The sequence below is a fragment of the Shewanella sp. Isolate8 genome (assembly GCF_022398495.1).
GTDB classification, from domain to species: domain Bacteria; phylum Pseudomonadota; class Gammaproteobacteria; order Enterobacterales; family Shewanellaceae; genus Shewanella; species Shewanella aquimarina.
In genome coordinates, this window is record NZ_JAKEVI010000001.1 from 1585081 (window position 1) to 1609705 (window position 24625).

Annotated in this window: 17 protein-coding genes; 10 read left to right on the forward strand and 7 right to left on the reverse strand. The window is 51.6% G+C overall.

Annotation, left to right across the window (positions count from 1 at the left end; genetic code table 11):
- Nucleotides 1-420 precede the first annotated feature (420 nt).
- Both L1D43_RS07010 and L1D43_RS07015 read right to left on the reverse strand, forming a co-directional pair.
- On the reverse strand, nucleotides 421-1884 hold the full coding sequence (locus L1D43_RS07010) for a M28 family metallopeptidase (RefSeq protein ID WP_239850459.1): 1464 nt from the start codon (nucleotides 1882-1884) through the stop codon (nucleotides 421-423).
- A gap of 307 nt (nucleotides 1885-2191) precedes the next feature.
- A complete protein-coding gene (locus L1D43_RS07015) occupies nucleotides 2192-4195 on the reverse strand; it encodes a glycoside hydrolase family 97 protein (RefSeq protein ID WP_239851073.1) in 2004 nt (667 codons plus the stop codon).
- A gap of 475 nt (nucleotides 4196-4670) precedes the next feature.
- On the opposite strand from L1D43_RS07015, the gene L1D43_RS07020 reads away from it, so the two are divergent.
- The 5 genes from L1D43_RS07020 to L1D43_RS07040 all read left to right on the forward strand — a co-directional run bounded on the left by L1D43_RS07020 (nucleotide 4671) and on the right by L1D43_RS07040 (nucleotide 7626).
- Nucleotides 4671-5075, forward strand: coding sequence for a GFA family protein (locus L1D43_RS07020; RefSeq protein WP_239850460.1), 405 nt, complete (start codon nucleotides 4671-4673; stop codon nucleotides 5073-5075).
- 85 nt (nucleotides 5076-5160) lie between these two features.
- On the forward strand, nucleotides 5161-6258 hold the full coding sequence (locus tag L1D43_RS07025) for a nitronate monooxygenase (RefSeq protein WP_239850461.1): 1098 nt from the start codon (nucleotides 5161-5163) through the stop codon (nucleotides 6256-6258).
- A gap of 5 nt (nucleotides 6259-6263) precedes the next feature.
- Entirely contained in the window at nucleotides 6264-6722 is a 459-nt protein-coding gene (locus L1D43_RS07030) for a GNAT family N-acetyltransferase (protein ID WP_239850462.1), read from the forward strand.
- Between the two features lie 50 nt (nucleotides 6723-6772).
- Nucleotides 6773-7198: a hypothetical protein gene (locus tag L1D43_RS07035; protein ID WP_239850463.1), complete on the forward strand. Its 426-nt coding sequence runs from the start codon at nucleotides 6773-6775 to the stop codon at nucleotides 7196-7198.
- Nucleotides 7195-7626 (forward strand): DUF3465 domain-containing protein, encoded by a 432-nt coding sequence (locus tag L1D43_RS07040; RefSeq protein ID WP_345773698.1) that lies wholly within the window; start codon nucleotides 7195-7197, stop codon nucleotides 7624-7626. The genes L1D43_RS07035 and L1D43_RS07040 overlap by 4 nt, the downstream gene beginning before the upstream one ends.
- 1 nt (nucleotide 7627) lies before the next feature.
- Here the strand turns inward: L1D43_RS07040 and L1D43_RS07045 are convergent, their stop codons facing one another.
- Nucleotides 7628-8914, reverse strand: coding sequence for an HD domain-containing phosphohydrolase (locus tag L1D43_RS07045; protein ID WP_239850464.1), 1287 nt, complete (start codon nucleotides 8912-8914; stop codon nucleotides 7628-7630).
- A gap of 466 nt (nucleotides 8915-9380) precedes the next feature.
- Here L1D43_RS07045 and L1D43_RS07050 point away from each other — a divergent pair, with 466 nt between their 5' ends.
- From L1D43_RS07050 to L1D43_RS07065, 4 genes are all read left to right on the forward strand, one after another.
- Nucleotides 9381-10847, forward strand: a complete 1467-nt coding sequence (locus L1D43_RS07050; protein WP_239850465.1) for a DEAD/DEAH box helicase — start codon at nucleotides 9381-9383, stop codon at nucleotides 10845-10847.
- A gap of 903 nt (nucleotides 10848-11750) precedes the next feature.
- On the forward strand, nucleotides 11751-12497 hold the full coding sequence (locus L1D43_RS07055; protein ID WP_239850466.1) for a hypothetical protein: 747 nt from the start codon (nucleotides 11751-11753) through the stop codon (nucleotides 12495-12497).
- Nucleotides 12498-12597: 100 nt separating this feature from the next.
- Nucleotides 12598-13488 (forward strand): hypothetical protein, encoded by an 891-nt coding sequence (locus tag L1D43_RS07060; RefSeq protein WP_239850467.1) that lies wholly within the window; start codon nucleotides 12598-12600, stop codon nucleotides 13486-13488.
- A 50-nt stretch (nucleotides 13489-13538) separates the two neighbouring features.
- Entirely contained in the window at nucleotides 13539-13916 is a 378-nt protein-coding gene (locus tag L1D43_RS07065; RefSeq protein ID WP_239850468.1) for a hypothetical protein, read from the forward strand.
- 136 nt (nucleotides 13917-14052) lie between these two features.
- Here the strand turns inward: L1D43_RS07065 and L1D43_RS07070 are convergent, their stop codons facing one another.
- The 4 genes from L1D43_RS07070 to L1D43_RS07085 form a co-directional block, all read right to left on the reverse strand.
- Nucleotides 14053-15915: an alpha-amylase family protein gene (locus L1D43_RS07070; RefSeq protein ID WP_239851077.1), complete on the reverse strand. Its 1863-nt coding sequence runs from the start codon at nucleotides 15913-15915 to the stop codon at nucleotides 14053-14055.
- Between the two features lie 140 nt (nucleotides 15916-16055).
- The gene (locus L1D43_RS07075; RefSeq protein ID WP_239850469.1) at nucleotides 16056-18020 is read right to left on the reverse strand and encodes a glycoside hydrolase family 13 protein; all 1965 of its coding nucleotides are present in this window, start codon (nucleotides 18018-18020) and stop codon (nucleotides 16056-16058) included.
- A gap of 14 nt (nucleotides 18021-18034) precedes the next feature.
- Complete coding sequence (locus L1D43_RS07080; protein WP_239850470.1) at nucleotides 18035-19537, reverse strand: tryptophan halogenase family protein; 1503 nt, start codon at nucleotides 19535-19537, stop codon at nucleotides 18035-18037.
- Nucleotides 19538-19676: 139 nt separating this feature from the next.
- Nucleotides 19677-22406: a TonB-dependent receptor gene (locus L1D43_RS07085; protein WP_239850471.1), complete on the reverse strand. Its 2730-nt coding sequence runs from the start codon at nucleotides 22404-22406 to the stop codon at nucleotides 19677-19679.
- A 486-nt stretch (nucleotides 22407-22892) separates the two neighbouring features.
- On the opposite strand from L1D43_RS07085, the gene L1D43_RS07090 reads away from it, so the two are divergent.
- Nucleotides 22893-24518: an alpha-amylase family glycosyl hydrolase gene (locus tag L1D43_RS07090; protein ID WP_239850472.1), complete on the forward strand. Its 1626-nt coding sequence runs from the start codon at nucleotides 22893-22895 to the stop codon at nucleotides 24516-24518.
- The last annotated feature ends 107 nt before the right edge of the window (nucleotides 24519-24625 follow it).

Below are 24625 nucleotides of genomic sequence, written 5' to 3' on the forward strand. Positions count from 1 at the left end.
ATGCCCTAGGTCGTAGGCTTTTTAGGCGTTAAATGGAAAAAAGGCACCTGTCGTCACTCGTGCAATTAGCCGGGCAATTAGCTGGGCAATAAGATGGGAAAACAGGTGAGCAACCAGCAGGGAAAGGGGAGGCGACTCAAGCGATGTGCGCCGTATATCAGGTTAAAATTAGAGTTTTCGATGAAATGTTTTGTTGAGAGCTTTACCAAATGAAATCAGTGTCAGCGAAAGATGTGACACACTTAGGTGTGCTATAAGATGCTGTTTAACTATTGTTTATGGATATTTTTCTGAGCGATTGGTTTGCATTTTTTAGATTCGCTAACAATATTCAGGCCGCGAAGGCGGCCTGGGTTGATATGCGAGTCACATTTACGTTCAAATAAATTAACTCATAATGGTGAGCATCTGGCTCGTTAACTAGTGCTGTTTTGCAGCCTTGGCGGCTGAGTCTAACGTCCCACGGAAGAAGCTGCCCGCCGCGCCAGGGAACACTACCGGGCTGGTGTTGCCGTTATAGCCCACGGCAGCGACGCCATACAGATAGTTGTCGATCACCATGTTGCGCAGGGTGAAGCTGTTGACCTTGCCGACATATCGGCTGTGGGTCCACTCCGGCTCTGTGGTCTTGCGCCAATAGACGCGATAACCTGCCACCTCTGCCGTGGCATCTGCCAGCCAGTTTAGCTGAGTATCGGCCGATACCTGCCCCGAGATGCTTACCTGAGTGGGCGGCGCGGGGGCCCAGGCCATGGAGGCCAGGCTGATGGCGTTGAGGGCCGTTAGTTTGGCGGCGAAGGCTTCATCGACACCTTCTATCACGTCGCCATAGGCGATGCCGTTTTCGATGCGAATATCCTGATGCTGGCGATTGTAGTTCTCGTTGGTCTCCATCACTCGCACCGCAGGAAAGCCAGCCTTGTTAAACGGTAGGTGATGGCCACCGCGACCGAAACGATCGAGACGATAGATGAGCTGCACGTCCAGGTTGGTCATGTACTGGTCGGCGAGCCGCTTGATGTGTCTGGCCAGATTGCGCGAGGCAGAATCATTCTCGCCACCGCTGAAGTAGCGCTCCTTGGCCTCGGCTGGCGTCTCGGCGATACGCACGCCCTCTGAGAACACCCGCACCGTATGGTTGCTCACCACGCCGTTGATCCCCTGGATGTTGCCGATCATGTCGTTATTGAGTACGGCCTCGACCTGCCAGCCCTGCTTCTTGGCAAAACTGGCCAGTCCTGCGCCGCCATAGAGGCCTTGCTCCTCGCCCGATAGGGCCGCGTAGACTATGGTGCCGCCAAATTGATACTGGCTCAGGATACGGGCGGCTTCCAATGCACCAGCCACGCCCGAGGCGTTATCGTTGGCGCCGGGAGAAAATGAGTTAGCATCCATGACGTCGCTGACCCGAGAGTCGATATCGCCGCTCATCATCACCACACGGTTGGGATCTAAGGTGCCGCGCTGAATGGCGATGATATTCACGACTCTGGTCGGCTCGGGAATGCGCTTACCCGACACTGTGTCACCCACCTCTATCACCTCAAGGCATCCTCCGCAGGCAGCAGAGATGCGTTCAAACTCGGCCTTAATCCAATTTCTGGCTGCGCCTATGCCGCGCTGCTTATCTGTCTGGCTCGATAGGGTATGGCGGGTGCCGAAGTCAACCAGGGTCTGTATATCGCGCAAAATGCGCGCTGGCTGGGGGGCATCGGCTATCTCATACAGGCGAAGATCTTCTGCTGAGGGCGCGGTATAGGGGTTATGTGCCTCTGCTCCCGTGGCTGCATGGACCTTGGTTGCAAGGCCAGTCGTGGCATGAAGTGTAGCGGCGCACAGAGCCGTTAGCAGCAGTGTCTTGCCGATAAATGGTTTGATTGTCATGTTCTGCTCTTCATTCTTGTTATTGTTTGGTGCTTTTTTGCGCATAAAAGTGATGCACAAACTACCTTAGCAGAATAACCCTGAAGCTTGGGGGAGGGAGCGCGGCTTTAGTCGTAGAAATGTGGGGGAAATCGCCGGAAAAAGGTAAACAAATGTTGCAGATGATTGGCCTTGGCCCGATATGGCAGACAACGCAGGAGAGGGCGAAGGGCATTGCCAGAATAAGAAGAGGATGCAAGCCTGCCTGTACAGACTTGCATCCTCTAAAGTGGTTTAAGCGCTAGATCTTTAGTGTTACACCTGAGGCCTAGAGCGCTTTGAAGCGGATGGCAACACCGCCGCTGCTGGCAAGTTTTAACGTCAGCTGCTGCTTGCTATTCACCTTTTGGGTCTCAATCACATAGTCATAGGGGTTGGTACGCCAATCGGCCTTGTCGCCGTCGCGGTAGATCTGCGCTTCATAGTGCAGCTCTGGGTCGAGGAAGTCGAGATCTATACTGATCTCGCGAGGCTCATCGTCTGTGGTGGCGCCCAGGTACCAGTCCTTACCCTGGCTCTTACCGCCGCGCTCCTGACGGGCAAAGGCTACGTATTCACCTACCTCGCCGGCCAGGGCGATACTCTGGGCCCAGTCGGTGGGCACGTCCTGAATAAACCTAAAGGCATCGGGGTGCTGCTTATAGTTGCGGGGCAGATCGGCGGCCATCTGAATCGGACTGTAGAGCACCACATAGAGGGCTAACTGCTTTGTCAGCGTGGTCTGTACCCGATTGACTGCGTCTAGGCCCTTGGGAGCCAGATCGAAGATCCCCGGGGTGAAATCCATGGGGCCAGCCAGCATGCGGGTGTAGGCCAGAGTAGTGGTGTGCGACGGATTGTTAGGCGGCGTGCCCCAGGCATTAAACTCCTGACCGCGCGCGCCTTCGCGGCTTATCCAGTTGGGATAGGTACGACGCAGGCCGGTATCTTTAATCGGCTCATGGGTGTTGATGCTGATGTGGCGCTTGGCGGCCTCGGTGACGCTGTGCAGGTATTCGTTCACCATAAACTGGCCGTCATGCCATTCGTGACGCACTATGCCTTGCTCGTCGACACGTTTGATGTCGCCGCCGTCGGCCACATAGCCGGTTTTCACCTGAGTGACCCCATATTTCTCATAGAGATCATAGGCATCGCTCATCTGATTGCGGTAGTTTCTGACAGAGCCAGAGGTCTCGTGGTGGCCGATCAGGCGTACCCCCTTGCTGGCACCATAGGCCGAGATCTCGGGCAGATCGAAGTCGGGATAGGCCTGGGTGAAACTGAAGACATCGCCGTTATGGAACCAGCTGCCGTCCCAGCCGACGTTCCAGCCTTCCACCAGCACACCGGCGAAGCCGTTATCGGCGGCAAAATCCATGTAGCGCTTGGTCTCGGAGGTGGTGGCGCCGTGCTTATCACCTGATCCCCAGGTGTTCTCGTTGAGGTGCATGCCCCACCAGATCCCGACATATTTGCCTGGCTCGACCCAATTCACATCACCCAGCTTGTTTGGCTCGTTAAGATTTAGGATGAGATCTGAGTTCAGCAGGCCGGTAGCCTTGTCGGCGATCTGAATCGTGCGCCATGGCGTGCTAAAGCCCGCCCTTGTCTTGACGCGGATCCCGTCAGACCAGGGTGTGAGATCTGCGCGTAATGTGCCGTCTCTGCGCTGATCCAGCGTCATGGCAGCGTAATCCACCAGCGCCGCCTCGTGAATGCTCATGTGAACGCCGTCCCCCAGGGTGAAGGTAAAGGGGGTGTGAACCCTGTCCACCTGCTTGAGTGGCGTCTTCTGATACAGGTATTCGTAGCGGTTCCAGCCACGTGCCGGGATCCACCAGGCGGTGACTTTCTCTGGCTGATGCAGGCTAAATTCGGTGAGTTCGGCGGTGATGTTTAGCTTGTCCAGTGTGCCTTGCTTCGGCACTCGGTAACGGAAACCTAAGCCGTCATCGAATACCTTAAATTCGACGACTAGGCTGTACTGGCCATTGCTGAGGGTGGCAGACAGACCATTATGCTTGTCGGTCACCCATTCGCGCTCGCCCCAAGGCTGTTGCCAGCGTTCATCGATCTGGCTGCGCTTGATATCTTTGATGGTAAAGTCATTGCCAAACTCCCCGAGAGACTCAAATACCAAGCCGAGTTTAGAAGGTGCGAGCACCTTCTTGCCATGAAAGCTAACGCTATATTCAGGCGTCTGGTTATCGTCGCTGAGGCTGATCTCTATCTGCTTGTCCGGCGAGGCCAGAGAGACAGTCTTAGCCAGGCTAGTGCCGGGCAGCATCATGCCTGTTGCCGCGATGGCAAGGGTAAGGGCCGACAAAGCCGTGGCTGGTCGTGATGGTGCGTTGCTGCGCGCGCTGGCTGCAGGGCGCTCCGATGGTATCTGTGTGCAAGACATTCCGTGTACCTTTTATTGTCGTTTTTTATTTAGGGTGAGGGGAGTTACTGCCTGCCATGTTAGAAGGGAAGGCTTGAGCGGAGCAATCGACTGCATACGTATTCACCGGGAGTGCTCCCTGCGATCCCCGAAACCTTAACGAAGAAGCCCTATGTCACGAGTTGGGTACAAGGAGGGGATTTGGCTGCTTGGCGTAGTCTGTTACCAGGGAGATACGCCAGCGTGTTAGGTGAGCATTTCGTGCTTTGCCACATTTAGTTACGCAATTTAACGATTTAGTGCGGAAATTTATACTGAATTGATGCCGCAAGTTATGGCAGCATAAGCGCTTGTTGTCATTGTGAGTTGGATCAGTAAACCCATGTATCAAGGAAGTTGTCTATGTGGTGGCATTAAAGTCGCCATCAGCGGACCCATAAGTCAGATCATTCATTGCCACTGTTCCCTGTGTCGTAAATCGAGCGGTACGGCATTTGCCACCAATGGTTTTGTCGAATTGGTGGACTTCAATCTATCGGATGAGGCAAATTTCCTTTCAAATTATGAATTTTCGCCGGGAAAACGGCGTTATTTTTGTCGTCGTTGCGCCTCGCCCATCTATAGCGCCAACGACCAGGACAGCAAGCGAATTCGCCTGCGACTCGGTATCTTAGACTCGGCGATCAACGAACGCCCCATCTCCCACAATTTTGTCACCTCCAAGGCCAATTGGGAGGAGATGGATGCCAAGTTACCTTGGTATGAGGGCCATGAGCCCGGCAGGTAATTTTTGAGCCAGGTAGGCCATTCTTATATCTACTAAGGGCATTTACTAAGGTCATCTACTAAGCGCATTCACTAAGGATAAGGTGATGGGTAACAAGCATTTTAAGGCCCTGTTGGGCACTGAGCTGCCAATCATTCAGGCGCCTATGGCAGGCGTGCAAGACAGCAAACTAGCCATTGCCGTGGCGAAGGTTGGTGGGCTAGGTTCCATCCCCTGTGGCATGTTGAGTAAAGCGCAGATCATAGATGAGATTAAGGCGTTCAGGGCGGCTACTAACGCGCCGCTCAATCTTAATTTCTTCTGTCATCAACTTCCCCCATTTGATCCCAAGGCACAGGCGCACTGGCATGAGGCACTTATTCCTTATTTCGATGAGCTTGGGATAGAGGTCGATCTCGGCCAAGGCGGCGCCAGTCGTATGCCCTTTAATCATGCGATCGCCGATGAGATAGCGCCCTATAAACCCGAGGTGATAAGTTTTCATTTCGGCTTACCCGATACCGAGCTGCTGGCGCGAGTTAAATCCTGGGGCAGCAAGGTGATCGCCAGCGCCACCACCTTAGCCGAGGCTGAGTATCTCACCGCGCGAGGCGTCGATGGCATAATCGCCCAGGGTATAGAGGCGGGCGGTCACAGAGGCATGTTTCTCAGTGAGGATCTCAACACCCAGCTTGAGATGGCAAGCCTGCTCACACAAATAGCCAAAGGTGTCGACCTGCCCGTGATTGCCGCCGGCGGCATAGGCGATAGCCATGCGGTAAAAGCCGCCATGGAACAAGGCGCCTGCGCTGTACAGGTGGGCAGCGCCTATCTCTTGTGTGATGAGGCCAATACCTCAAGCCTGCAAAGAGCGGCAATCGAGCACGCGGCCAAGGCGGATGTATCAAGAGCTCATGGGGCTGGAGACTGCACCGCCTTGACCAATATCTTCTCTGGTAGGCCTGCAAGAGGCATAGTGAACCGCGCCATGACAGAGTTAGGGTCGATGAATCCTCGGGCACCGGCCTTTCCCTACGCCACAAACTTGATGGCGCAACTGCGAAAGGCGAGCGAGGCCCTCGGCAGGAGTGATTTCTCACCGCTTTGGTGTGGCGCAAATATCACAGCCTGCAGAAAGATCTCTGCCGCCGAGATGACTTTGGCGCTAATGGAAAGTGCGCCGCATGATAATAAATATGAGTAGAAGCTATGCAGATAATTAGTAATCGGAACCAGTTAACCATTAGTCAGGCAGAGGGCGAGAACAGCGAACTCGTCGATGCCCTAGTCGATGGGGTGCGCCAGTTTAATTTCGATAAGATGGGCCTGGAGACGAGTGAGCCGCTCACCGTACTGGCCCATAATGACTTGGGTAAGCTAATTGGTGGCGTCTATGGGCGAACCATCTATAAAAATTTTCTTATTCATGTGGTCTGGGTGGATGAAACCGCCCGCGGCACAGGTCTTGGGCGTGAGTTGATGTTAGCTGCTGAGCAGTTAGCCATCGGTCGTGGCTGCCTGCAGGCCCAGGTGGATACCCTAGATTTTCAGGCGCCGGATTTTTACCAGAAGCTGGGATTTACCCTAGCAGGGACCGTGCCTGCGTTCGAGGGCAGCCCGGCGCGCTACTTTTTAATGAAGCGCTATTGTGATAGTGTGGTTCGTTAATCTTTTCAACAATAAAATCATTGCATTAACCTATTATTCAAGGATGAAAAATGTCTAAAAAATTGATTACCAAGGTCATATTAACTCTGGCACTAACGGCCTGTGGTGCCACCCAAGCGCCCTCAAGTGAATCCAATTCTGGTGATAGCGCCGTACTCAATAACCTGCTTGAAGTCAGTTTTGGGGACTTAGGTAACTATTGGCAGGCCAAACCGGTAAATCCTGTTATGTTAAAGTCGCGCCCCAAGTGGATCCCTAAGGGGGCCGGCAAGTTTAGCTATTTTGTGGTTATCGATAGTCAGGGCAATGAGGTGAGTAAGACATTGGTAGGCTCCACGCCCGAAGGTTGGATGACTCAGGCTAAGCTAGATAAGATGCCAAAGGCAAGCTATGTCGCTAGCGAGACTAACCCTGAACATAAGCCCGTCAAAGTTTTGATGACGGCTGAAGTCATTCGTATGGCGGGCAAGAGATGAAGTTGATGACATTGAAAGATAAAGGCTTATTGTTTGTCGGCAGAGTGCTTGCCGCGCTTGTATTGGCGTTGAGTGTAACGCTTTCGGTATCGGCGAATGATGCGCAGCTCAGTCAGGCGTTTGAACAAAAGCAAAGTGGGCTGCAGATCCAGGGAGAAGGGAAAGTGATACGCCTGCTCGGTGACGACACCAAGGGGAGTCGTCATCAGCGTTTCATTGTGCGCCTGGCCAGCGGCCAGACCCTCTTGGTGGCCCATAATATCGACCTTGCGCCGCGTATCGCTGATCTTAAGGTCGGCGACAGGGTTGGCTTCTTCGGTGAGTATGAGTGGAATAATCGCGGCGGCGTGATCCATTGGACACACAAGGATCCTAATGGTCATCACCCGGCGGGTTGGTTAAGCCATGATGGGCAAAAATACCAATAACCTACTGGCTGGTTTCTAATTCTGAGTTAGTCAACGCGGCGGGCTGCCCCTTCAGTGGTTGTTTGAGTGGTTGTTCGAACAGGGACGCGCGCGACAACAGTTCGAATCTGTTGTTAATGGCCATGAAGCTGTCGACCAGCTTAGGGTCGAAGTGGGTTCCCTTATCTTGGCAGATTAAGTCCATCGCCTCTTGGTGACTAAAGGGGCGTTTATAGCAGCGCGGCGAGGTGAGGGCGTCATACACATCTACCAAGGCGACGATGCGGGCAGAAAGTGGAATCGCTTCGCCTTTTAACCCTGCCGGATAGCCGCTGCCATCCCACCATTCATGGTGACCTCCCGCAATGTCTCGTCCCATCTTGATAAAGGCGCATTCGGGGGCATAGCTGAGCAGGCTCTCCAGTACCTGGGCGCCGATTACGGGATGGGCCTTTATCTGTTCAAACTCCTCAGGGGTAAGCCTGCCTGGTTTCAACAAGATGGCATCGGCAATCCCCACCTTGCCAATGTCGTGCAAAATGGATGACAGGGTGATCTCCTGAATGAAATCATCGGTTAACTCAGTTGGCGCATCTTTATCCGTCTGACGCTGGGTGGCCAGCATCTTGGCATAGTGCTGCATGCGGATAAGGTGGGCGCCGGTTTCGTTGTCACGGTATTCTGCCAGCTTTGCCAGCCCCATCACGGTCGCCCTTCGGGATGCCGTGGTCGAGCGCAGCGAATGGGTCAACTTACCCAGCAGGAAGGCGGCAGATTGAGTGACCATGGCGTTGGTGACGATGAAGTTTATCGCCACTACTGACCAGATAAAGCCGTTATAACCTTGGGTCTCGGGCCATTGAAACCACTGGTTATGGTAGGCGACGCCGATGGAGGTGAGAGCGGCTGCGTTGAGCAGTTGGGCGCATAGACTGGCCTTTTTACCAATTAATATGCTGGTGAGCGGCGGAAACACGAACAGCCAGAAGAAGCCGGCACCGGTTGGCCCTATGGTAATGAGAAAAGCCACGCCGATGGCGAAAAACATCAAACAACCGATACAGTAGCGCAGGCTCTGCCTGAGTCCCCGGGCTAGTAAGATGTAGAGCAGGAGAAGATAGGCTAGCGTATCGAAGGCGGCCATGCCGATCAGCCCCATCTGAATACAGAGATAAACGCTGGTGATGTACACAGGCACACACAAGATGGCGAGCAGGCCAAATAGGCGCTTGAAGATCAGTTCTCGCCAGATAGGTAAGGTGTCGTGATGATCATGGGGGGTCGATGGGGCGAAATAGAGATCACTCATTGTCAATCCTTTGCGCTGCCAGAGCGGAAATTTACTGGCACAGCTTCTCTGGCGAGATCCTAACTAGTGTGCATCAGTTTGTGTTAAAACGCTGTGCCAAGCAAACTTTATGAGTTAGTCATGCCGGCGCATATTTTTCACCACTCCTTCATTATTACTCATAACACTGCTCGCGGGCTAATTTACCTTTCGCTAAATCATTTCTTTTGTATGAAAATGTGAATAAGACGTCGTTATGACATAGGATTGCCTAGCTTGTGATGTTAGGGGACTAACTTAGCTCCTTGTTTCTACTTTCTTGTTCCTGCTTTCTTAATCCGTCCCTGGTTTACTTTGACTAATCTGCGCTAGTCTTAGCAGGTGGCTCTGTTATACTAGCGCGCTTCGTTTTACCAGCCGATTGATTGGCTGACGATTTTTGCCGTTTCTGCCCTAATTTTCGCCTTTTGGCACTAAGAGAGAATTCATGACTTTTGCAAATCTTGGCCTACCCACAGCCCTGTTGGCTAACCTTGAACAACTCGGTTATCACAAGCCAACGCCGATCCAACAAGAAGCCATTCCCTTAGCGCTTAAGGGCAAGAACCTGATCGCGGCGGCGCAAACCGGCAGTGGTAAGACGGCGACTTTCGTGTTGCCTATGCTGGCTAAATTGATGCAGGGCCAGACTCAGCGCAAGAAGCGGGCGAGGGCGATCATTCTGGCGCCTACCCGAGAGCTGGTATTGCAGGTAAACGATCGCATCTGCCAGTACGGTAAAGGCGTGGGGCTAGCGTCTATGGCCGTCTATGGTGGGGTAGATGTGCAGGCGCAGAAGCAGCAATTGATCCAGGGCGTCGATATCGTGGTGGCCACGCCGGGTCGCCTGCGGGATCTCTATACCCAGAGGGCCATTCGCTTCGATGAGGTGGAACTCCTGGTGCTCGATGAAGCCGATCGTATGCTCGATATGGGCTTTATCGAGGATATCACCAAGATCTTAGACACACTGCCGGAAGACAGGCAGAACCTGCTGTTTTCCGCCACCTTGTCTCGCCCGGTTCGTGAGCTGGCCAAACAGGCAGTACCTAAGGCGATCCATCTGTCGGTGACTAAGAATGAGGAGAGCACGCCGGATATCGAGCAGTGGATCACCACGGTGGATAAGGATAAGAAGTCGGCGCTACTCAGCCATCTCATCAAAGAAAATGCCTGGCAACAGGCGCTTATCTTCATCGAGACCAAACATGGCGCCGCTAAGCTGGTGAGTCAACTCGAGAAGCGGGGCATTGAGGCCGAGTGTATTCACAGCGGTCGTACCCAGGCGGTGCGTGAGCAGATCCTGGCGGATTTCAAGGCGGGCAAGATAGCCTATCTTATCTCCACGGGGATCTCGGCGCGGGGGATTGATATCGATAACCTGCCACTGGTGATCAATTATGATCTGCCGTTTCCCGCCGACGAATATGTGCATCGCATTGGGCGTACCGGCCGCGCCGGAGCCAAGGGCGAGGCGATCTCATTGGTATCCAAGGACGACTTTAAGAATCTCTGCATGATCGAGAGCCGTCTCGATCACCTGCTTGAGCGCCGCGAGATCGAAGGCTTCGCGCTGAGAAAGCCTGTACCTGTCTCGATTCTCAACTATGTGCCCAAGGCTAAACGTGAGCAGGCGCAGGGTGAGAAGGGCAGCGAAGCGTCGGCTAGCCAAGTTGAGAAGGGTTCTAAGGATGCTAAGGATAGGCGCAGAGAAGATAAGCCTAGAGGACAATCCAAGCCTCAAGGTAAGGCATCCCCTTATAAAGGTAACTCTACTGGCAAGAAGGATAGGATTGCTAAAGCTAAATCAGCAGCGCCTGGTGATCGCGGTGGGAAAGATCAAAGCTCGGAGCGCAAGGTTGAACAAAAGCCAGCCTTTAATCCCTGGGCCGAAAGTCGGCCGGGTAAGAAATAAGATTTAACGAGAGCCCTCAGATTGAGGGCTTTTTTGTGGCTGGTGGTTTTGTTCTTTTGGTGTTCGAGGATTCTCGATTTTCAGCTTGTGGTGTTTGACCGATTGCTTGTTGGGAAATGTTTGAAGGTCGTACCTTCATGGCAACCTAACGCCTGCCCGGCGAGGGTTGTGCAGATACCCTTGTGAGACGCCGCAAGTACGCTCCCTGTAGGCTCTACCGTGACATCCCTGTCACGGAAGCTCACAAGTGTATCTACACTCGATATCTAACGTCTCTTCGATTTGGCGTTATCTGGTGTTCGAGGATTCTCGATTTTCAGCTTGTAGTGTTTGCCGAATGTTTGTTGGGAAATGATTGAAGGTCGTACCTTCATGGCAACCTAACGCCTGCCCGGCGGGGGAATGTGCAAGCACTCTTTTGGCACGCCGACTTTTTGTCAAAGAGAGTTATCCCTGGAGGCTTCACGGCGGCACTGACCTACATGGATGTAGGGAATGCCAAAAGATGTAGGGAACATATTTGGCCATGCCGCCGAGAGCCAAAAGTGTGCTTACACCCGTATCTCAACGCTTCTTCGATTAGAACTGATCTGGTTTGAATAGATTCAACTCTTTATTTTTTAGAGAGAAATCTTTGATTAAATGTGACCTGGCATGTTGTATAGCCCCGACAAGATAGATTAAAGTATCACCAATTAAGGACAGAGCTAGGCCAACTCGAATCAAGCATCGACTACGCCATTCAGGGAATGAAAAAGCCAACCACATGCGCCAATCACCTCCTTTAGAAGATTACTCTGGCCCCACTTATTTACATGCTTGGTCTCCTACCTTACAAGGTAGCGTACCTTGCAAGGTCTCACTAATAAGTTGTTATGTTTCTACAAGTAAATCCGAGTAAATATGTATCAAGAAGAAGTAGTGATAGAAGTTTTTGAATGGTATCAAAATATTGAAAAAAGACTGGTTGAGATCACCAGTATTATACCTTTTTCAAGCGAGTCTGATTTAAAAAAGATTTATTCTCCTCGACTTGTACCAATTATGGTGGAAACCTGCTCAGTCATTGATACTCTTTTCAGAGATTTAATGCCAGAAGAATTTCAGAGACCAGGTCCAAAAGGTCGAAGAATGACTCGTAACGGAGCAAATATTTATGACTACTACCGTGAGCTAGAAAGTAACTTGCAATTGGGAGCCTCGAAATCACTTTTGCTTCAGGGGAAACCTGTAGTCCTTTGCCCATTTAAAAAGTGGAGTGATCAATCAACCTCTCCGCTGGACTGGTGGAGAGTTTATAATCGGCTGAAGCATGACCGAATTAAATGCAGCAAGGAAGCTAGCTTATTTCACTGTATTGATGCGCTCTGTGCTCTGAAGCAATTGATGACGAAAATCCCCTCATTAATGGAGTTGTCATTGCGGTTTGGTTGGGTACAAACCGGAGGTTATAATCCAACTATCACAATCAAAGAAATTACTGAAATCAACGCGTCAAAATATGTCGCGTATTCAGCATTTTTTGCAACTTTTTTAAGCCCGGTTTCTTGGGAAGGTCCAGATGAAATTCGACCAGTAAACCTCAGAAATAATGAGAAACTAATTGCTCATCTTGGCCGATTAGCAACTAAAATCGAACACGAAACATAACAAACAAATATTAACGCCAGCAAACAGCGCTGGCTGCGACGTCAACCCGCTGCGCGGCTTTCCGCGCTAAGTTTGCGCGTTAAATTTTATGGGAGGCTTTATGCATCACGATACAATGCAGTATAAGAAAATATTTGATTCAATGTCTCCTGAACATATTGAGGAAATGAATCAACGCCAAGAAGAAGAGCATATCAAGCAAGCTCATGCTTTTAAAATTGGCTATGAGCAAGATATTTGCTATCTGTGCGGAAAACCCTTTAAAACTATAAGCAAAAGTGAACCTTGCTTACACTGGTTATTGCGGCAATGCAAATTCAAAAAGAAAGACTTTCCATTGGTATACAAGAAGTATGGGTATGGAAACATTGCTGCATTTCTACGCTGGTGTGCAAACCAAGAACGGTTTCATTCAAACATTAATGATCTCGAAGAAGAAAAGGCAGACAGAAAAGTTATCTCATACACAATAAAGTGGAAAAATATTGAATGGACATTTGATTGTTCAAAAAATGACTATGCTGGTCATGCAAGTACATCAATAGATTATCCCCATTACCATTTTCAAATGAGAATTGATGGGCGGCAGTTTATTAATTTTAACGACTTCCATGTGCCGTTTCACGATCAGGACTTGTTTGTTCTTAGTTTGAGTCAAGAACAATGTGAGTGGTTTCATCATAACTTTGGCAGTATTGGTTCAGGCATGGAAGAAGCTTTAAGTTTAGACCCCGAAGTAGCACTCGAGCACATGAGTAGCGCTGATGAAGATGATGCGACATATCATCTATCAACGGTCATAGAAGCAATCGACCAACCAATTCCAGGTGAATTGATTGATGAAATCCGCGAAGAATCAGAGAAAACTGGTCAGCCAATGAGCTACATAGCAAAAAAGAAATTAGCTGGTATAGCAAATGTCCGTACAGTGATAACGCCCTCAGAATCAATTCCAGACATTGCATCTCGTACTGAACATAAACGTAGGTAAAATTTAACAAAGCTTGCTAGTTAGTGTGAAACGTGAAAAAAGGATTTTAAATGAAAGTCTTGTCTATGTTTTTACTTGTCATTCTTATGTCTGGGTGTACTTCAAAACCACAAGTTGATGATCAACCTTCCCAAAAGATCACAATAACGGGTACTAGAATAGAGCGGTCCGAAACGTCGCCAGGACCAAAACTGACGATGAGATTAAACAAGCAAAATGGGTCTAGTAACTTTATGCAGGCTTTAGCTGGGTTGCAGAGTCTCCCGCAACCCAAAGACATAGGTGACTGCAAAGGCTTACTGTCGGCTTTAACTGAAAGCAACTTAGCAATACTTATAGTGGACAAAAATAATGTCGTTTTAGAGAGTGAACATGGTCTTTATCAATATTCTTTTGATGACAATAGTTGCCCGAGCGACGAAAAATAGCAATCCAATCAAAACACAAGCTCTGCTTCAAGGCACATCTCTACATCAATCAACAAGCGCAAAAAAAGCGAGCAGTTTGAGTATGCGGGGGTTGTACTCAATAGCTACTCGCTTTGATATCTTGAAGTGACAGGGCTTATTTCTCTCCTACAACAAGCACCTTTGACTCAAGTGGGGCCAGGTTGAGTGTGACTTGGCCCTCCTTCGTCGTTAGTGTCAATGGCGCTGTTGGCTCTTTATCACTTAGCATCTCTTTTAGCGGGTAGGTGCCTGGTGCGAGTTGCCAGCGTTTGATTAAGGCTGGTGGTAGCTCTAGGGTGAGGTGCTTAGTCTTATCTTTGGAGAAGTTGCTGACGATGATGACCTTCTGCTTGGCGTCGAAGCGGCTGAAGGCAAATAGGTCTGCATCATATCCCTTGTCTTGATCGATATTCGCCCTGTGTAGATCGCCATATTCACCGCTTAGTGCGCTGAGGCTGTGGCTGAGGTTTAACAGCTTAGCGTAGTAAGCTCGCAGACTCAGCTCCTCTTTTGAAGACTGACCGCCGTCAAATTTACCCAGGTTCATAAAGCGCTGGTGGGCCGGTACGCCAACATAGTCGAAGATGCTGGTGCGGCTCGGCTTACCAAAGCCTGCCTCTTCGCTGCCATCTTCGCCGACCTCCTGACCGAAATAGAGCAGGGTGGGCGCCTGACTTAGAGTGGTGGAGATCACCATGGCGGGCAGGGCGCTTTGAGGGTCTCCGGCAAATTCAGGGCTGGCGATGCGCTGCTCGTCGTGATTTTCGAGAAAATGCAGCATATGCTCGGCGATATCTTCGACGCTATTGCGATCGCGTTCGATCGCTTGTGTCCCCGCCTTACCCTGGATAATAGCCTTGAGGCTGTCGTAGAGTCCCACCTTGTCGTAGAGGTAGTCCATCTTGCCAAGGTTAATGTAGTCACGGTAGCGACTTGGGGTATAGACCTCGGCGAGCAGCAGGGCATCTGGATTCGTCTGTTTGATATTGCTGTTTAAGTAACTCCAGAAGGCGACGGGCACCATCTCGGCCATGTCATAGCGAAAACCGTCTACGCCCTTGGCGAGCCAGTACTGGGCAATCTGGTTGAACTTATGCCAGGAACTGGGAATGTTTTCCTTGGGCACCTGTTGCCAGAAGGCGTAATGCTCAGCAACAGATTTGGTGTCAAAGCCTTTAGGCAACTGCGGATGATCTATGCTGCCATCTGGCTTGATGCCATAGTTGATCTTGACTGTCTCATACCAGTCGTTCTGATCTGGCTTTGCCGCGCGGGCGCCATTACCCGTCCATTTGGCGGGAAACTCCTCGAACTTGCCATCGACTAGGGGATGGGCCTCGCCACCGAGGGGCTTAAGGTCCTGGCTAAGATCTGGTACCTCGAAGGGGGTGCCCACCACATAGTAGAAGTCGTTGTCTCTGGCGTAGGCTAGCCGAGTGTTGTCATCAGCGCCGAAGTCGCTCACCCCTTGCGGGGCCGAAAGCGAGTGATAGCCGCGCGCCACATGGTTGGGGACTATGTCTATCACGACCTTCATCCCCGCGGCATGGGTACGGGCGATCAGCGCCTCGAACTCCTCAAGGCGCTTGGCGGGATCGTTTGCCAGATCCGGGTTGACGTTATAGTAATCTTTCACCGCATAGGGGGAGCCGGCACGGCCCTTGACCACATCGGGATCGTCCAATCCTATGTCATAGGTCTGATAGTCGCCCACCAGCGCGTGGTGAGGAACCCCGGTATACCAGATATGGCTGACGCCGAGCGACTTGATGCTTTCGAGCGCCTTGGGCGTAAAATCGTTGAACTTACCTACGCCATTTTGCGCCTTGGTGCCCCAGGGGATATTGGCGGTCTGGGTGTTACCAAACAGGCGGGTGAATACCTGATAGATAACGGGTTTATCCACGCTGGTAACCTGTGCTTGGCTCACTTTGCTTGCGGCATCTTCATGCTGGTTCGCGCTGGAGCGAATCTCCATCTGCGGCAAGGCGATAGCCTGCGCCGATAGCAGCAGGGTAAAACCGCTAATGGCGGCTAAGCGAACCATGGGGTTTAAGGTCTTAAGCCCCTGACGGGCTGGGCGAGCGCCCATAGGTCTTACTGATTTTGCTTTTAGCATCAATTGGCTTCCTCGATGGCGAGCAGGGTAACGCCTTGCTCCTTGAGGGAGAGGGAATCATCAAGTATCACGCCTTCGCCAGTTATCACATTGCGCGCCTTGCGGACATTGCCCAGCAGGTCGCGATAGCGCTCGAGTGACAGTTCGACCGGCTTGTCGTTCTTGTTGAAGATGGTCATGAGACGTGCCTTGTCGCCGCAATCTTGCTGGCTACAGCGCATCTGCACGTAAACGCCATCTTTAGGCACATAGTGGCGAAGGCCGCCGTTGTGGATATAGCGCGCCGTCTTACGGAAGTTGAGCAGGGTACGGGTAAAGCTCAGCATGGATGCTTGATCCGCATTTAGTCCCTTGTTATCAAAAACGGAGATGGCGTCACCCTCCCATCCGCCAGGGAAATCAGAGCGAGTAATGCCGTCATTACGATCTTTGGTTGGACTTTGCATCAAAATTTCTGAGCCATAGAAGATCTGCGGTATGCGGTTACTGGTCAGCACATAGGCCAGCGCCATCTTAGTCAGCGCCAGGTTGTCACCCAGCAGGCTGTAGATCCTGTTGGTGTCGTGGTTGCCCTCGAAAAGCACCAGTTGTGTCGGGTCGGCATAGACCATGTCATTACCCAAAAACTCGAAGAGGCGGATTAGCCCATCACTCCAGCTCTCTTTCTCACTCAGCGCCTTCAACAGGGTTTCATAGAGGGGGAAATCCATCAGGCTCGGCAGCGCCGATCGGTAACCATCCTTGTTTACCTTGTCTTTCTGCCAGTAGGCGACGGTGATGGGGTTACCTGTCCACTCCTCACCAACGATATTGAACTTAGGGTATTCGGCCATGATGGCCTTGGTCCAATCGACCAGGAAGTCCTTATCGGCATAGGAGTAGGTGTCTTCACGAATGCCACTGAGGTGCGCATATTCGACCCACCAGATGCTGTTTTGGATCAGGTAGTTGGCAAGCTGTGGCTGCTGTTGGTTTAGATCCGGCATCGACTCGACAAACCAGCCATGACTGAAGTCTTGCTTGTCTTGCTCGGTAGCATAGGGGTCTTGCATCGTGGTGCGTCTGTGGCTGGTAAAGATAGGCTTAGGGGACTGATCTTTTTCGGTTGCCGGAGCAAGGTTTAGCCAGTCCTGGCTCGGTAGATCCTGCATCCACCAGTGGTTGGCACCGATATGATTGACCACCACATCGGCGATGATGCCAATGCCATGCTCCTTGGCCTTCACGGCAAGCTGACGGTAATCCTGGTTGCTGCCAAATCGGGGATCGATACGGTAATGGTCGGTAACCGAGTAGCCGTGATAGGAGTACTCGGCCATATTGTTTTCGGTGAGCGGGTTGATCCACAGCTGAGTCACGCCGAGATCGGCCAGATAGTCCAGACTGTTGATGATCCCCTGAATATCACCGCCATGGCGACCGCCGGGATTGCTGCGGTCGGCTTGCTCTAGCATGTCGCTCTGGTTGTCGTTACCGGGATCGCCGTTGGCGAAGCGATCCGGCGTGATGAGATAGATGACATCCTGGTTGCCAAAGCCCTGGCGCGCCGCGCTGCCGTTATCGCGCTTGAGTAGCTCATAGCTAACATGCATCGTCTCACGACCGGTTTGCTTGAAAGTAAGCTCAAAGGTCTGCGCCTTGGCGCCTTGGGTGTCCAGGTTCACAAACAGGTAGTTGGGGTTCTCAGTGGTCTCAACGCCTTTAAGGGTCACGCCGTTAGCCTTAATGCTGACCTTGGCCTTGGCGATATCTTTGCCGTGAACCATGAGCTGCAGCTGGCTGTGGTGCATGCCCGCCCACCAGTTTAGCGGCTCGATACGTAGAGATGCATTGTCGTTGGTGGCCTGGGCCTGAGCCGAAAAAGTGGTGCCGCCCAGTGCTATGACAGCACCTAAAGCACCTAAAGCACCTAACGCACCGAAAGTACCTAAGGCTATGCTTCGAGAGAGGTAAGAGCGTTTCATCTGGTTATCCTTTTTTACTCTGACTGCGCGGCGCAGTGTTGTTTGAGGTAGTCATCATGACTCGCCATGGCGTCAGTCGTCTTGGTGATGATTCTATTTAGATTATGGAGTAGTTCTGTGGTTTGCTCTGTTGTCAGTGCGCTAGCGAGGGGATGGGCACTCGCAGGCATGAGTCCTTGCCCCAGCATCACCTGGGTCCAGGCATTTTCGCTAAAGAGGGATTCCTGGGGGCAATCTATCACGCCCGAGGCGGAGAATAATGCCATCTTGGCAGTTAAGGTATCAGGTACCGACATCTCGCGGCAATGTTGCCAGAATTCGTCATTATCTCTCTGATTTAATTTGTAATGTAAGATAATGAAGTCTCGGATCTGTTCAAACTCTTCAGCCGATTGGCGGTTATATTCGTCCCTTAGTGCATCCATATTCAGCGGGTTAGGGAAAAGCTTTAACAGGCGTATGATACCGCTTTGAATGAGATGCAGACTGGTGGACTCCAGAGGTTCTAAGAAGCCGCTTGAGAGTCCCAGTGAGACACAGTTTTTATGCCACTGGTTGGCGACGCGTCCCGGGATGAACTGAATCTTTCTCGGCTCGCCAATGGGGGCGCTGTCTACATGCTTTTCCAGCAGTGATAAGGCCTCATCGTCACTCATGTATTGGCTCGAGTAGACGATGCCATTACCGGTTCTGTTTTGCAGCGGGATCTGCCAGCACCAGCCGGCCTTGTGGGCGCTGGCCCGGGTATAGGGCCGCCTTGGCCGAGTTGCCATCGTCGGCATGGCGATGGCGCGGTCACACAGGAGCCATTGGCGGTAATCCAGGTACTCGACGTTAAGCGCCTGTTTGATGAGGAGGCCGTGAAATCCCGAACAATCCAGATAGAGATCGCCGCGGATCCTCTCGCCGTTTTCGAGTTCGAGACAGTCAATATCACCGCTGTCGCCATCCAATAGGACTCGGGTTATCTTGCCTTCTTTACGGTTAACGCCGTTTTGCTGGCTGTAGTGTGCCAGCTGCTTACCATAGAGGCCTGCATCGAAATGGTAAGCATGATTGATCCCAGGAAGATCTGTGCCAGGAAGTTGAGCTAAGGGTTGAAACCGATTGGCCTTAGCGGCCTGATAGTTAAGGGAGTATCGCCAATAGTCACTTGCCGACTCCGGCTTCGACTTTAGCCAGAGGTGGCGAAAGGGGGTGAGCGCAAGATCTTTGCCCTGAGTGCCGAAGGCGTGCATGTACGCCTGATCCTGTTTGAGCCAATGCTCAAATTCGATCCCCAGCTTGTAGGTGCCCTGAGTCGCCCTAAGAAAGTCGTGTTCGTTAATGCCTAATGCGCGGTTGAAGAGCTGCAGAGGGGGGATGCTGGCTTCCCCAACACCGACGGTGGCGATTTGATCTGACTCGACCAGGGTGATCTTAAGTTGCCGGCCCATCATGCGACTAAGCATGGCCGCCGCCATCCAACCTGCGCTGCCGCCACCTACGATGACCAGGTGTTTAATCTCTGATGTCATGGCTCGCTCCTTAACTTACAGCTTAAAAACTTATGCCTTAAAAACTTGCGCTTTAAAAACTAGGATCTAAAAATAATAGCCACCTTAAAAAAAAGCCCCCGTAACTGGGTTACAGAGGCTAATTTACAGGCGTGTTAGCTTAGAACTTGTAGTTCAAACCTAACATATAGTTGCGACCATAGTTTTGGAAGTCGCGTACTTCGCGTTTGTCATCACCAAAGTAAGAGGTGAATGGCTCGTTGGTCAGGTTGTTTACCTGGAAGAGCACCGACAGACCGTAAAGGGCGTCAATTCCACTCTCAGAGAAGTCATAACCAATCTGCGCGTCGACAACCGTCTCCGCCTTGATGTTCACGTTTTCACGCTGCAGGCTGATCTTGGTGACTTCACCCAGGAAGTCGCTACGGTAGCGAGAGCTGACGCGAGCACTGAAGCCTGCGTTTTCGTAGTAAACCGTGGCGTTAAAGGTCTTCTCAGACAGACCCGGTAGCGTTGTTGGCTCGCTGTCTGGCGTTTCTTTCACTTCGCTATCGTTGTAGGTACCGCTTAGGATGGTACCGAAACCTTCCAAGCTGTCGGCGAATAGACCGAAATCCAGTGATAGTGAGGCTTCGATACCCTGTACGTAACCGCCTTGACCATTCTGTGGCTGAGTCACGTTACCGATAGGATTACCAGGTTGCTCAGGGAACAGCTCACCAAAGTTGAAGTTGGATTGCTGATCATAGATATAGTTTTCCAGATCCTTGTAGAACACAGCTAGGGCGAAGTAGCCTTGATCGCTGAAGTAGTTCTCGTAGCTGATATCGTACTGACGGGCCAACCATGGACGCAGATAAGGGTTACCTGCACCACCGGACCAGTTAACACCATCTGTTGGATTGGCGTTATAGCTGAAGTTAACGTTGGCGTTCATCTTATCCATGCGTGCACGGGTAAGGGTACGTGCAGCGGCGACACGAACCATTTGATTTTCGGCGACTTCAAAGCCAAGGTTGATGCTAGGCAGCCATTCTGTATATGTGTCACCGGCAGTGATAGGGGTTTTGACTACCGAGCCACTGTCGACTGTTGCGACCGTGCCATCAGAGCTTTGGTCTGTGTGCACAGCCTGCAGGCCGATGTTACCCGTGACAGGGATATCATAAAGATCTGTCTCAAGGTTCACCTTAACGAATGCCGTAGTCACCTCTTCAGATACATCCCATGAGTTGGTGGCGCGGCTCAGATCGACCGAATCTGCGTTGGTTTCTATATAGTTACCATCGTTGTAGAAGGCGAGTGAGTCGTAGCTCAGCATGTCGCCCATACCGAAGAAGTCCAGTGACGTTGGGTCTAACAGGTACTTTTCTGGCACGGTCAGCATATCTGGGTAGCCTTTAAGTGTCAGATAGTAGCCGTTGTCGCGCTTGCTCTTTTCACGGTCGGTGCGATTCACACCAAATTGGATGCTGCTGATAGCGCCGTCATCGAAGATATACTCAGCCGCAAGGCGCAGTGACTTAAGCTCATCTTCAATCTCTGGCTTGTTGATGAAGCCGTCTTGGCTGCTAGGGCCCATTGGATCGCCCCAGCTAAAGGCGCCGCCTAGCTTGATCAGATCGGGATCTGCGTAGTCCAGGTTATGGGTGAAGTCGTATCCGCCCTGGCCGTCATATTCGAAACCTAAGCTGTCGGTGGCACCGTTGCCGTTACCGCGGCCAGTACCGGCATAACTTTCCATACCAAGGTCGGTACGGCTCGCCTTTGAAAGGGCGACATCGGCTTCGATATTCCAGTTATCGTTGATGGCATATTTGTTGTTCCAACCAATCGACAGTGATTCGGCGTCACGCACGTTGATGTCGTTACGTACGATAACGGCAGCGTCGTTGATCACCCCTTTGGTTACCAGACCGTCTTGGGTTTCCAGGGCAGTGATGCCTGAGTTTGCCCAGCCGCCACCCCATTGACCTGGGATCTCGATGCCGCGAAGACGCTGTTCATCTTTAAACTTGGTGTAGTAGAGGTCGATAACAGACTTAAAGCTGTCGTTTGGCTGATACTCGAACACAGCTAGTACGCCGTCGCGCTCAAGTTCGCTCGAACGAACGAATGGCTTGGCACCACCGAGTACTTTTGGATTATTAGCATCATAGTCTAGCTCGGGATAACCCCAGGCTTGCCAGCGCTCTTCCTGGTTAGGCGACTGCATACGGGCGTAACCCAGTGCAATACCTATGGTTTCATCGGCGAATTGGTCGATGTATGAGATGCTGCTGCGATATCCCTTGTCGGTTGAGTCGCTGTTAAGTGCACCAAGATCGTTCATTTCACCGCGAAGTGAGACGGCAACTGTCTGTTCACCATGAATTAGGGGGCTAATGGTCTGCATATCGACGGTACCGCCGATGGCTTGTGCCATCACAGAGGCATCCGGCGTCTTGTAAACCACAACGCGGTTTAGCAGCTCAGAAGGGTATTGGTCGAACTCAACACCACGGTTGTCGTTCACCGAGGCCTGTTCGCGGCCGTTTAAGGTGGCGGTCGTAAAGTCTGGGCCCAGACCGCGAATCGAAATCACGTTCGCGCGGCCATCGAGACGCTGCGCGGCAACACCCGGCAGGCGAGCTAACGACTCGGCGATACTCACGTCTGGCAACTTACCTATGTCTTCGGCCGAAATGGCTTCGACCACAGATGATGAGGACATCTTGAGTGATTGAGACTCTTGCAAGCTGCGACGGATCCCGGTGACTTCAATCACTTCGATCGACTGCTGGGCTTGCGCTTGGTCTTCTGTCTCTACCGCGTCTGCTGCAAAACCCTGCACACTGACACCGGCGGTAAGCAGGGCTAGCGTGAGTAGGTTAGGTTTAAATTGAAACATCCATCTTCCCCTTTTTTCACTCTATTCATTCTGTATTACTTCTTGTGTGTGAAATTAAGGGGGGACCCTTGTTCACAGCTATATAGGTGAATGAGAGTGCTTGTTATTGTACTTGTTTCTAAGTTGTTATGTAGCAGACCCGATACTACTCTCGCATTCGTCGCGGTCACAATATTATGCATACGTATTCAAAAGTGACCCAAGCCTCATAAAGGCCGCCATTTGGGGTGCGCAAGGTCACAAAATAGCCTGTCAAAATCAGATTAACTATATGTTTTTATTTGTCTTTACCCTAGGTGCCTAGAAGGTGCTTCACGCCTGTCTGTTTTGCATACGTATGCAGTGGTGTTGAACCCGATTTCCCGGATGACGTATGCTCGTTTCATTCTAATAACAATTGTTCGTCGACAACGATTGGGTAACAGGTATGCAACCCGAAGGCAGGCAGCTGCCTTTAATATAGTCGTTGGTGACATAGGGGCGATAATGAACCAACTCTACTGGTGGCGCGGCGCCGTCATCTATCAGATCTATCCTCGCAGCTTAATGGATTCCAATGGCGACGGTGTCGGGGACCTACAGGGTATCATCAGTAAACTCGATTATATTGCGAGCCTGAATGTCGATGCCATCTGGATCTCGCCTTTCTTCAAGTCACCGATGAAAGACTTCGGTTATGACATCAGTGATTACCTGGCTATCGATCCCCTGTTTGGCACCATGGATGACTTCGACGAGCTGATCGACAAGGCCCATCGTCTGGGGATCAAGGTGATTATCGATCAGGTATTGAGTCATACCTCAGATCAACACGCCTGGTTTAGCGAGAGTCGTCAGAGCCGCGACAATGCCAAGCAAGACTGGTATGTGTGGGCGGATCCTAAGCCCGACGGGACGGCGCCGAACAACTGGCTGGCGATCTTCGGTGGCTGCGCCTGGGAATGGGAGCCACGTCGTCAACAATATTATCTGCACAACTTCTTAACCAGTCAGCCGGATCTCAACTTCCACAACCCTGATGTGCGCCGCGCGGTACTGCAGAACGTCAAGTTCTGGCTCGATAAGGGAGTGGATGGCTTTCGCCTGGATGCGATCACCTTCTGTTATCACGACGAGCAGCTCAGAGACAATCCGGCCAAGCCCGCAGACAAGCGTCAGGGTAGGGGCTTTAGCGAAGATAACCCTTACGCCTACCAGTATCACTACTTCAATAACACCCGCCCACAGACCGTAGGTTTTATCGAGGAGTTGCGCGCGCTGATCGACCAGTATCCCGGCGTGGTTACCCTGGGCGAGGTCTCATCGGAAGACTCGCTGGCCACCATGGCCGAATATACCCAGGGTGAGGATCGCCTGCATATGGCCTACAGCTTCGAGCTGCTCACCGATGACTTTAGCCCGGCTTATATTCGCCAAACTGTCGAGGCCCTTGAGCAGAGCATAGGTGATGGCTGGCCCTGCTGGGCGATAGGTAATCACGACGTGCAGCGTGTCGCGACGCGTTGGGGACGAGAAGCCTTTAATAGCGATATGGCCAAGATGCTCAATGCTTTGCTCTGTTCACTAAGGGGCAGCGTCTGTAGCTATCAGGGAGAAGAGCTGGGTCTTGGCGAGGTAGAGATCGCCTATGAACAGCTACAAGACCCCTTTGGTATCACCTTCTGGCCCATGTTCAAGGGCCGTGACGGTTGCCGAACGCCTATGCCTTGGCGTCATGACGCTAACCATGGCGGCTTCAGTGACAATACGCCTTGGTTACCGGTACCGGCAGAGCACAAGGCGATGGCGGTCGATGTTCAAGAGGCCGATCCCGCATCGATTCTGAACCACTACCGTCATATGCTGGCTTGGCGTAAGCAGCACCCCGTGTTGATCTCGGGTGATATCAAATTTATTGAATCAACTGACGCACTCTTGGTGTTTGAACGACGCCTAGGTGAACAAAGCTTATTAGTGGCCTTTAACCTGAGCGGCGAGCCACAAAGCTACAGCATTGCAGGCGAGGGGGCAACCAGCTTGACGCCGTTGGCCGGACACGGTTTGCCTAAGGCTGAGCTGTCGGGTGATTCGATACAATTTGCTCCCTTTGGCTGTTTCTACGCCGTTAACTAGAGGCTTGGCTATCTAGGTCTCCAGAAATCAGGGCTCAAAAGAATCTATTTCGTGAAAATTTTTAACAGCACAATCAGTTAACAGCACAATCAGAAAGATAAAATAAC

Bases quoted from the DNA above. Each gene is read 5' to 3' on its own strand.
- L1D43_RS07010 (WP_239850459.1), bottom strand. From the start codon at position 1,884: ATGACAATCAAACCATTTATCGGCAAGACACTGCTGCTAACGGCTCTG.
- L1D43_RS07015 (WP_239851073.1), bottom strand. From the start codon at position 4,195: ATGATGCTGCCCGGCACTAGCCTGGCTAAGACTGTCTCTCTGGCCTCG.
- L1D43_RS07020 (WP_239850460.1), top strand. From the start codon at position 4,671: ATGTATCAAGGAAGTTGTCTATGTGGTGGCATTAAAGTCGCCATCAGC.
- L1D43_RS07025 (WP_239850461.1), top strand. From the start codon at position 5,161: ATGGGTAACAAGCATTTTAAGGCCCTGTTGGGCACTGAGCTGCCAATC.
- L1D43_RS07030 (WP_239850462.1), top strand. From the start codon at position 6,264: ATGCAGATAATTAGTAATCGGAACCAGTTAACCATTAGTCAGGCAGAG.
- L1D43_RS07035 (WP_239850463.1), top strand. From the start codon at position 6,773: ATGTCTAAAAAATTGATTACCAAGGTCATATTAACTCTGGCACTAACG.
- L1D43_RS07040 (WP_345773698.1), top strand. From the start codon at position 7,195: ATGAAGTTGATGACATTGAAAGATAAAGGCTTATTGTTTGTCGGCAGA.
- L1D43_RS07045 (WP_239850464.1), bottom strand. From the start codon at position 8,914: ATGAGTGATCTCTATTTCGCCCCATCGACCCCCCATGATCATCACGAC.
- L1D43_RS07050 (WP_239850465.1), top strand. From the start codon at position 9,381: ATGACTTTTGCAAATCTTGGCCTACCCACAGCCCTGTTGGCTAACCTT.
- L1D43_RS07055 (WP_239850466.1), top strand. From the start codon at position 11,751: ATGTATCAAGAAGAAGTAGTGATAGAAGTTTTTGAATGGTATCAAAAT.
- L1D43_RS07060 (WP_239850467.1), top strand. From the start codon at position 12,598: ATGCATCACGATACAATGCAGTATAAGAAAATATTTGATTCAATGTCT.
- L1D43_RS07065 (WP_239850468.1), top strand. From the start codon at position 13,539: ATGAAAGTCTTGTCTATGTTTTTACTTGTCATTCTTATGTCTGGGTGT.
- L1D43_RS07070 (WP_239851077.1), bottom strand. From the start codon at position 15,915: ATGGAGATTCGCTCCAGCGCGAACCAGCATGAAGATGCCGCAAGCAAA.
- L1D43_RS07075 (WP_239850469.1), bottom strand. From the start codon at position 18,020: ATGAAACGCTCTTACCTCTCTCGAAGCATAGCCTTAGGTACTTTCGGT.
- L1D43_RS07080 (WP_239850470.1), bottom strand. From the start codon at position 19,537: ATGACATCAGAGATTAAACACCTGGTCATCGTAGGTGGCGGCAGCGCA.
- L1D43_RS07085 (WP_239850471.1), bottom strand. From the start codon at position 22,406: ATGTTTCAATTTAAACCTAACCTACTCACGCTAGCCCTGCTTACCGCC.
- L1D43_RS07090 (WP_239850472.1), top strand. From the start codon at position 22,893: ATGAACCAACTCTACTGGTGGCGCGGCGCCGTCATCTATCAGATCTAT.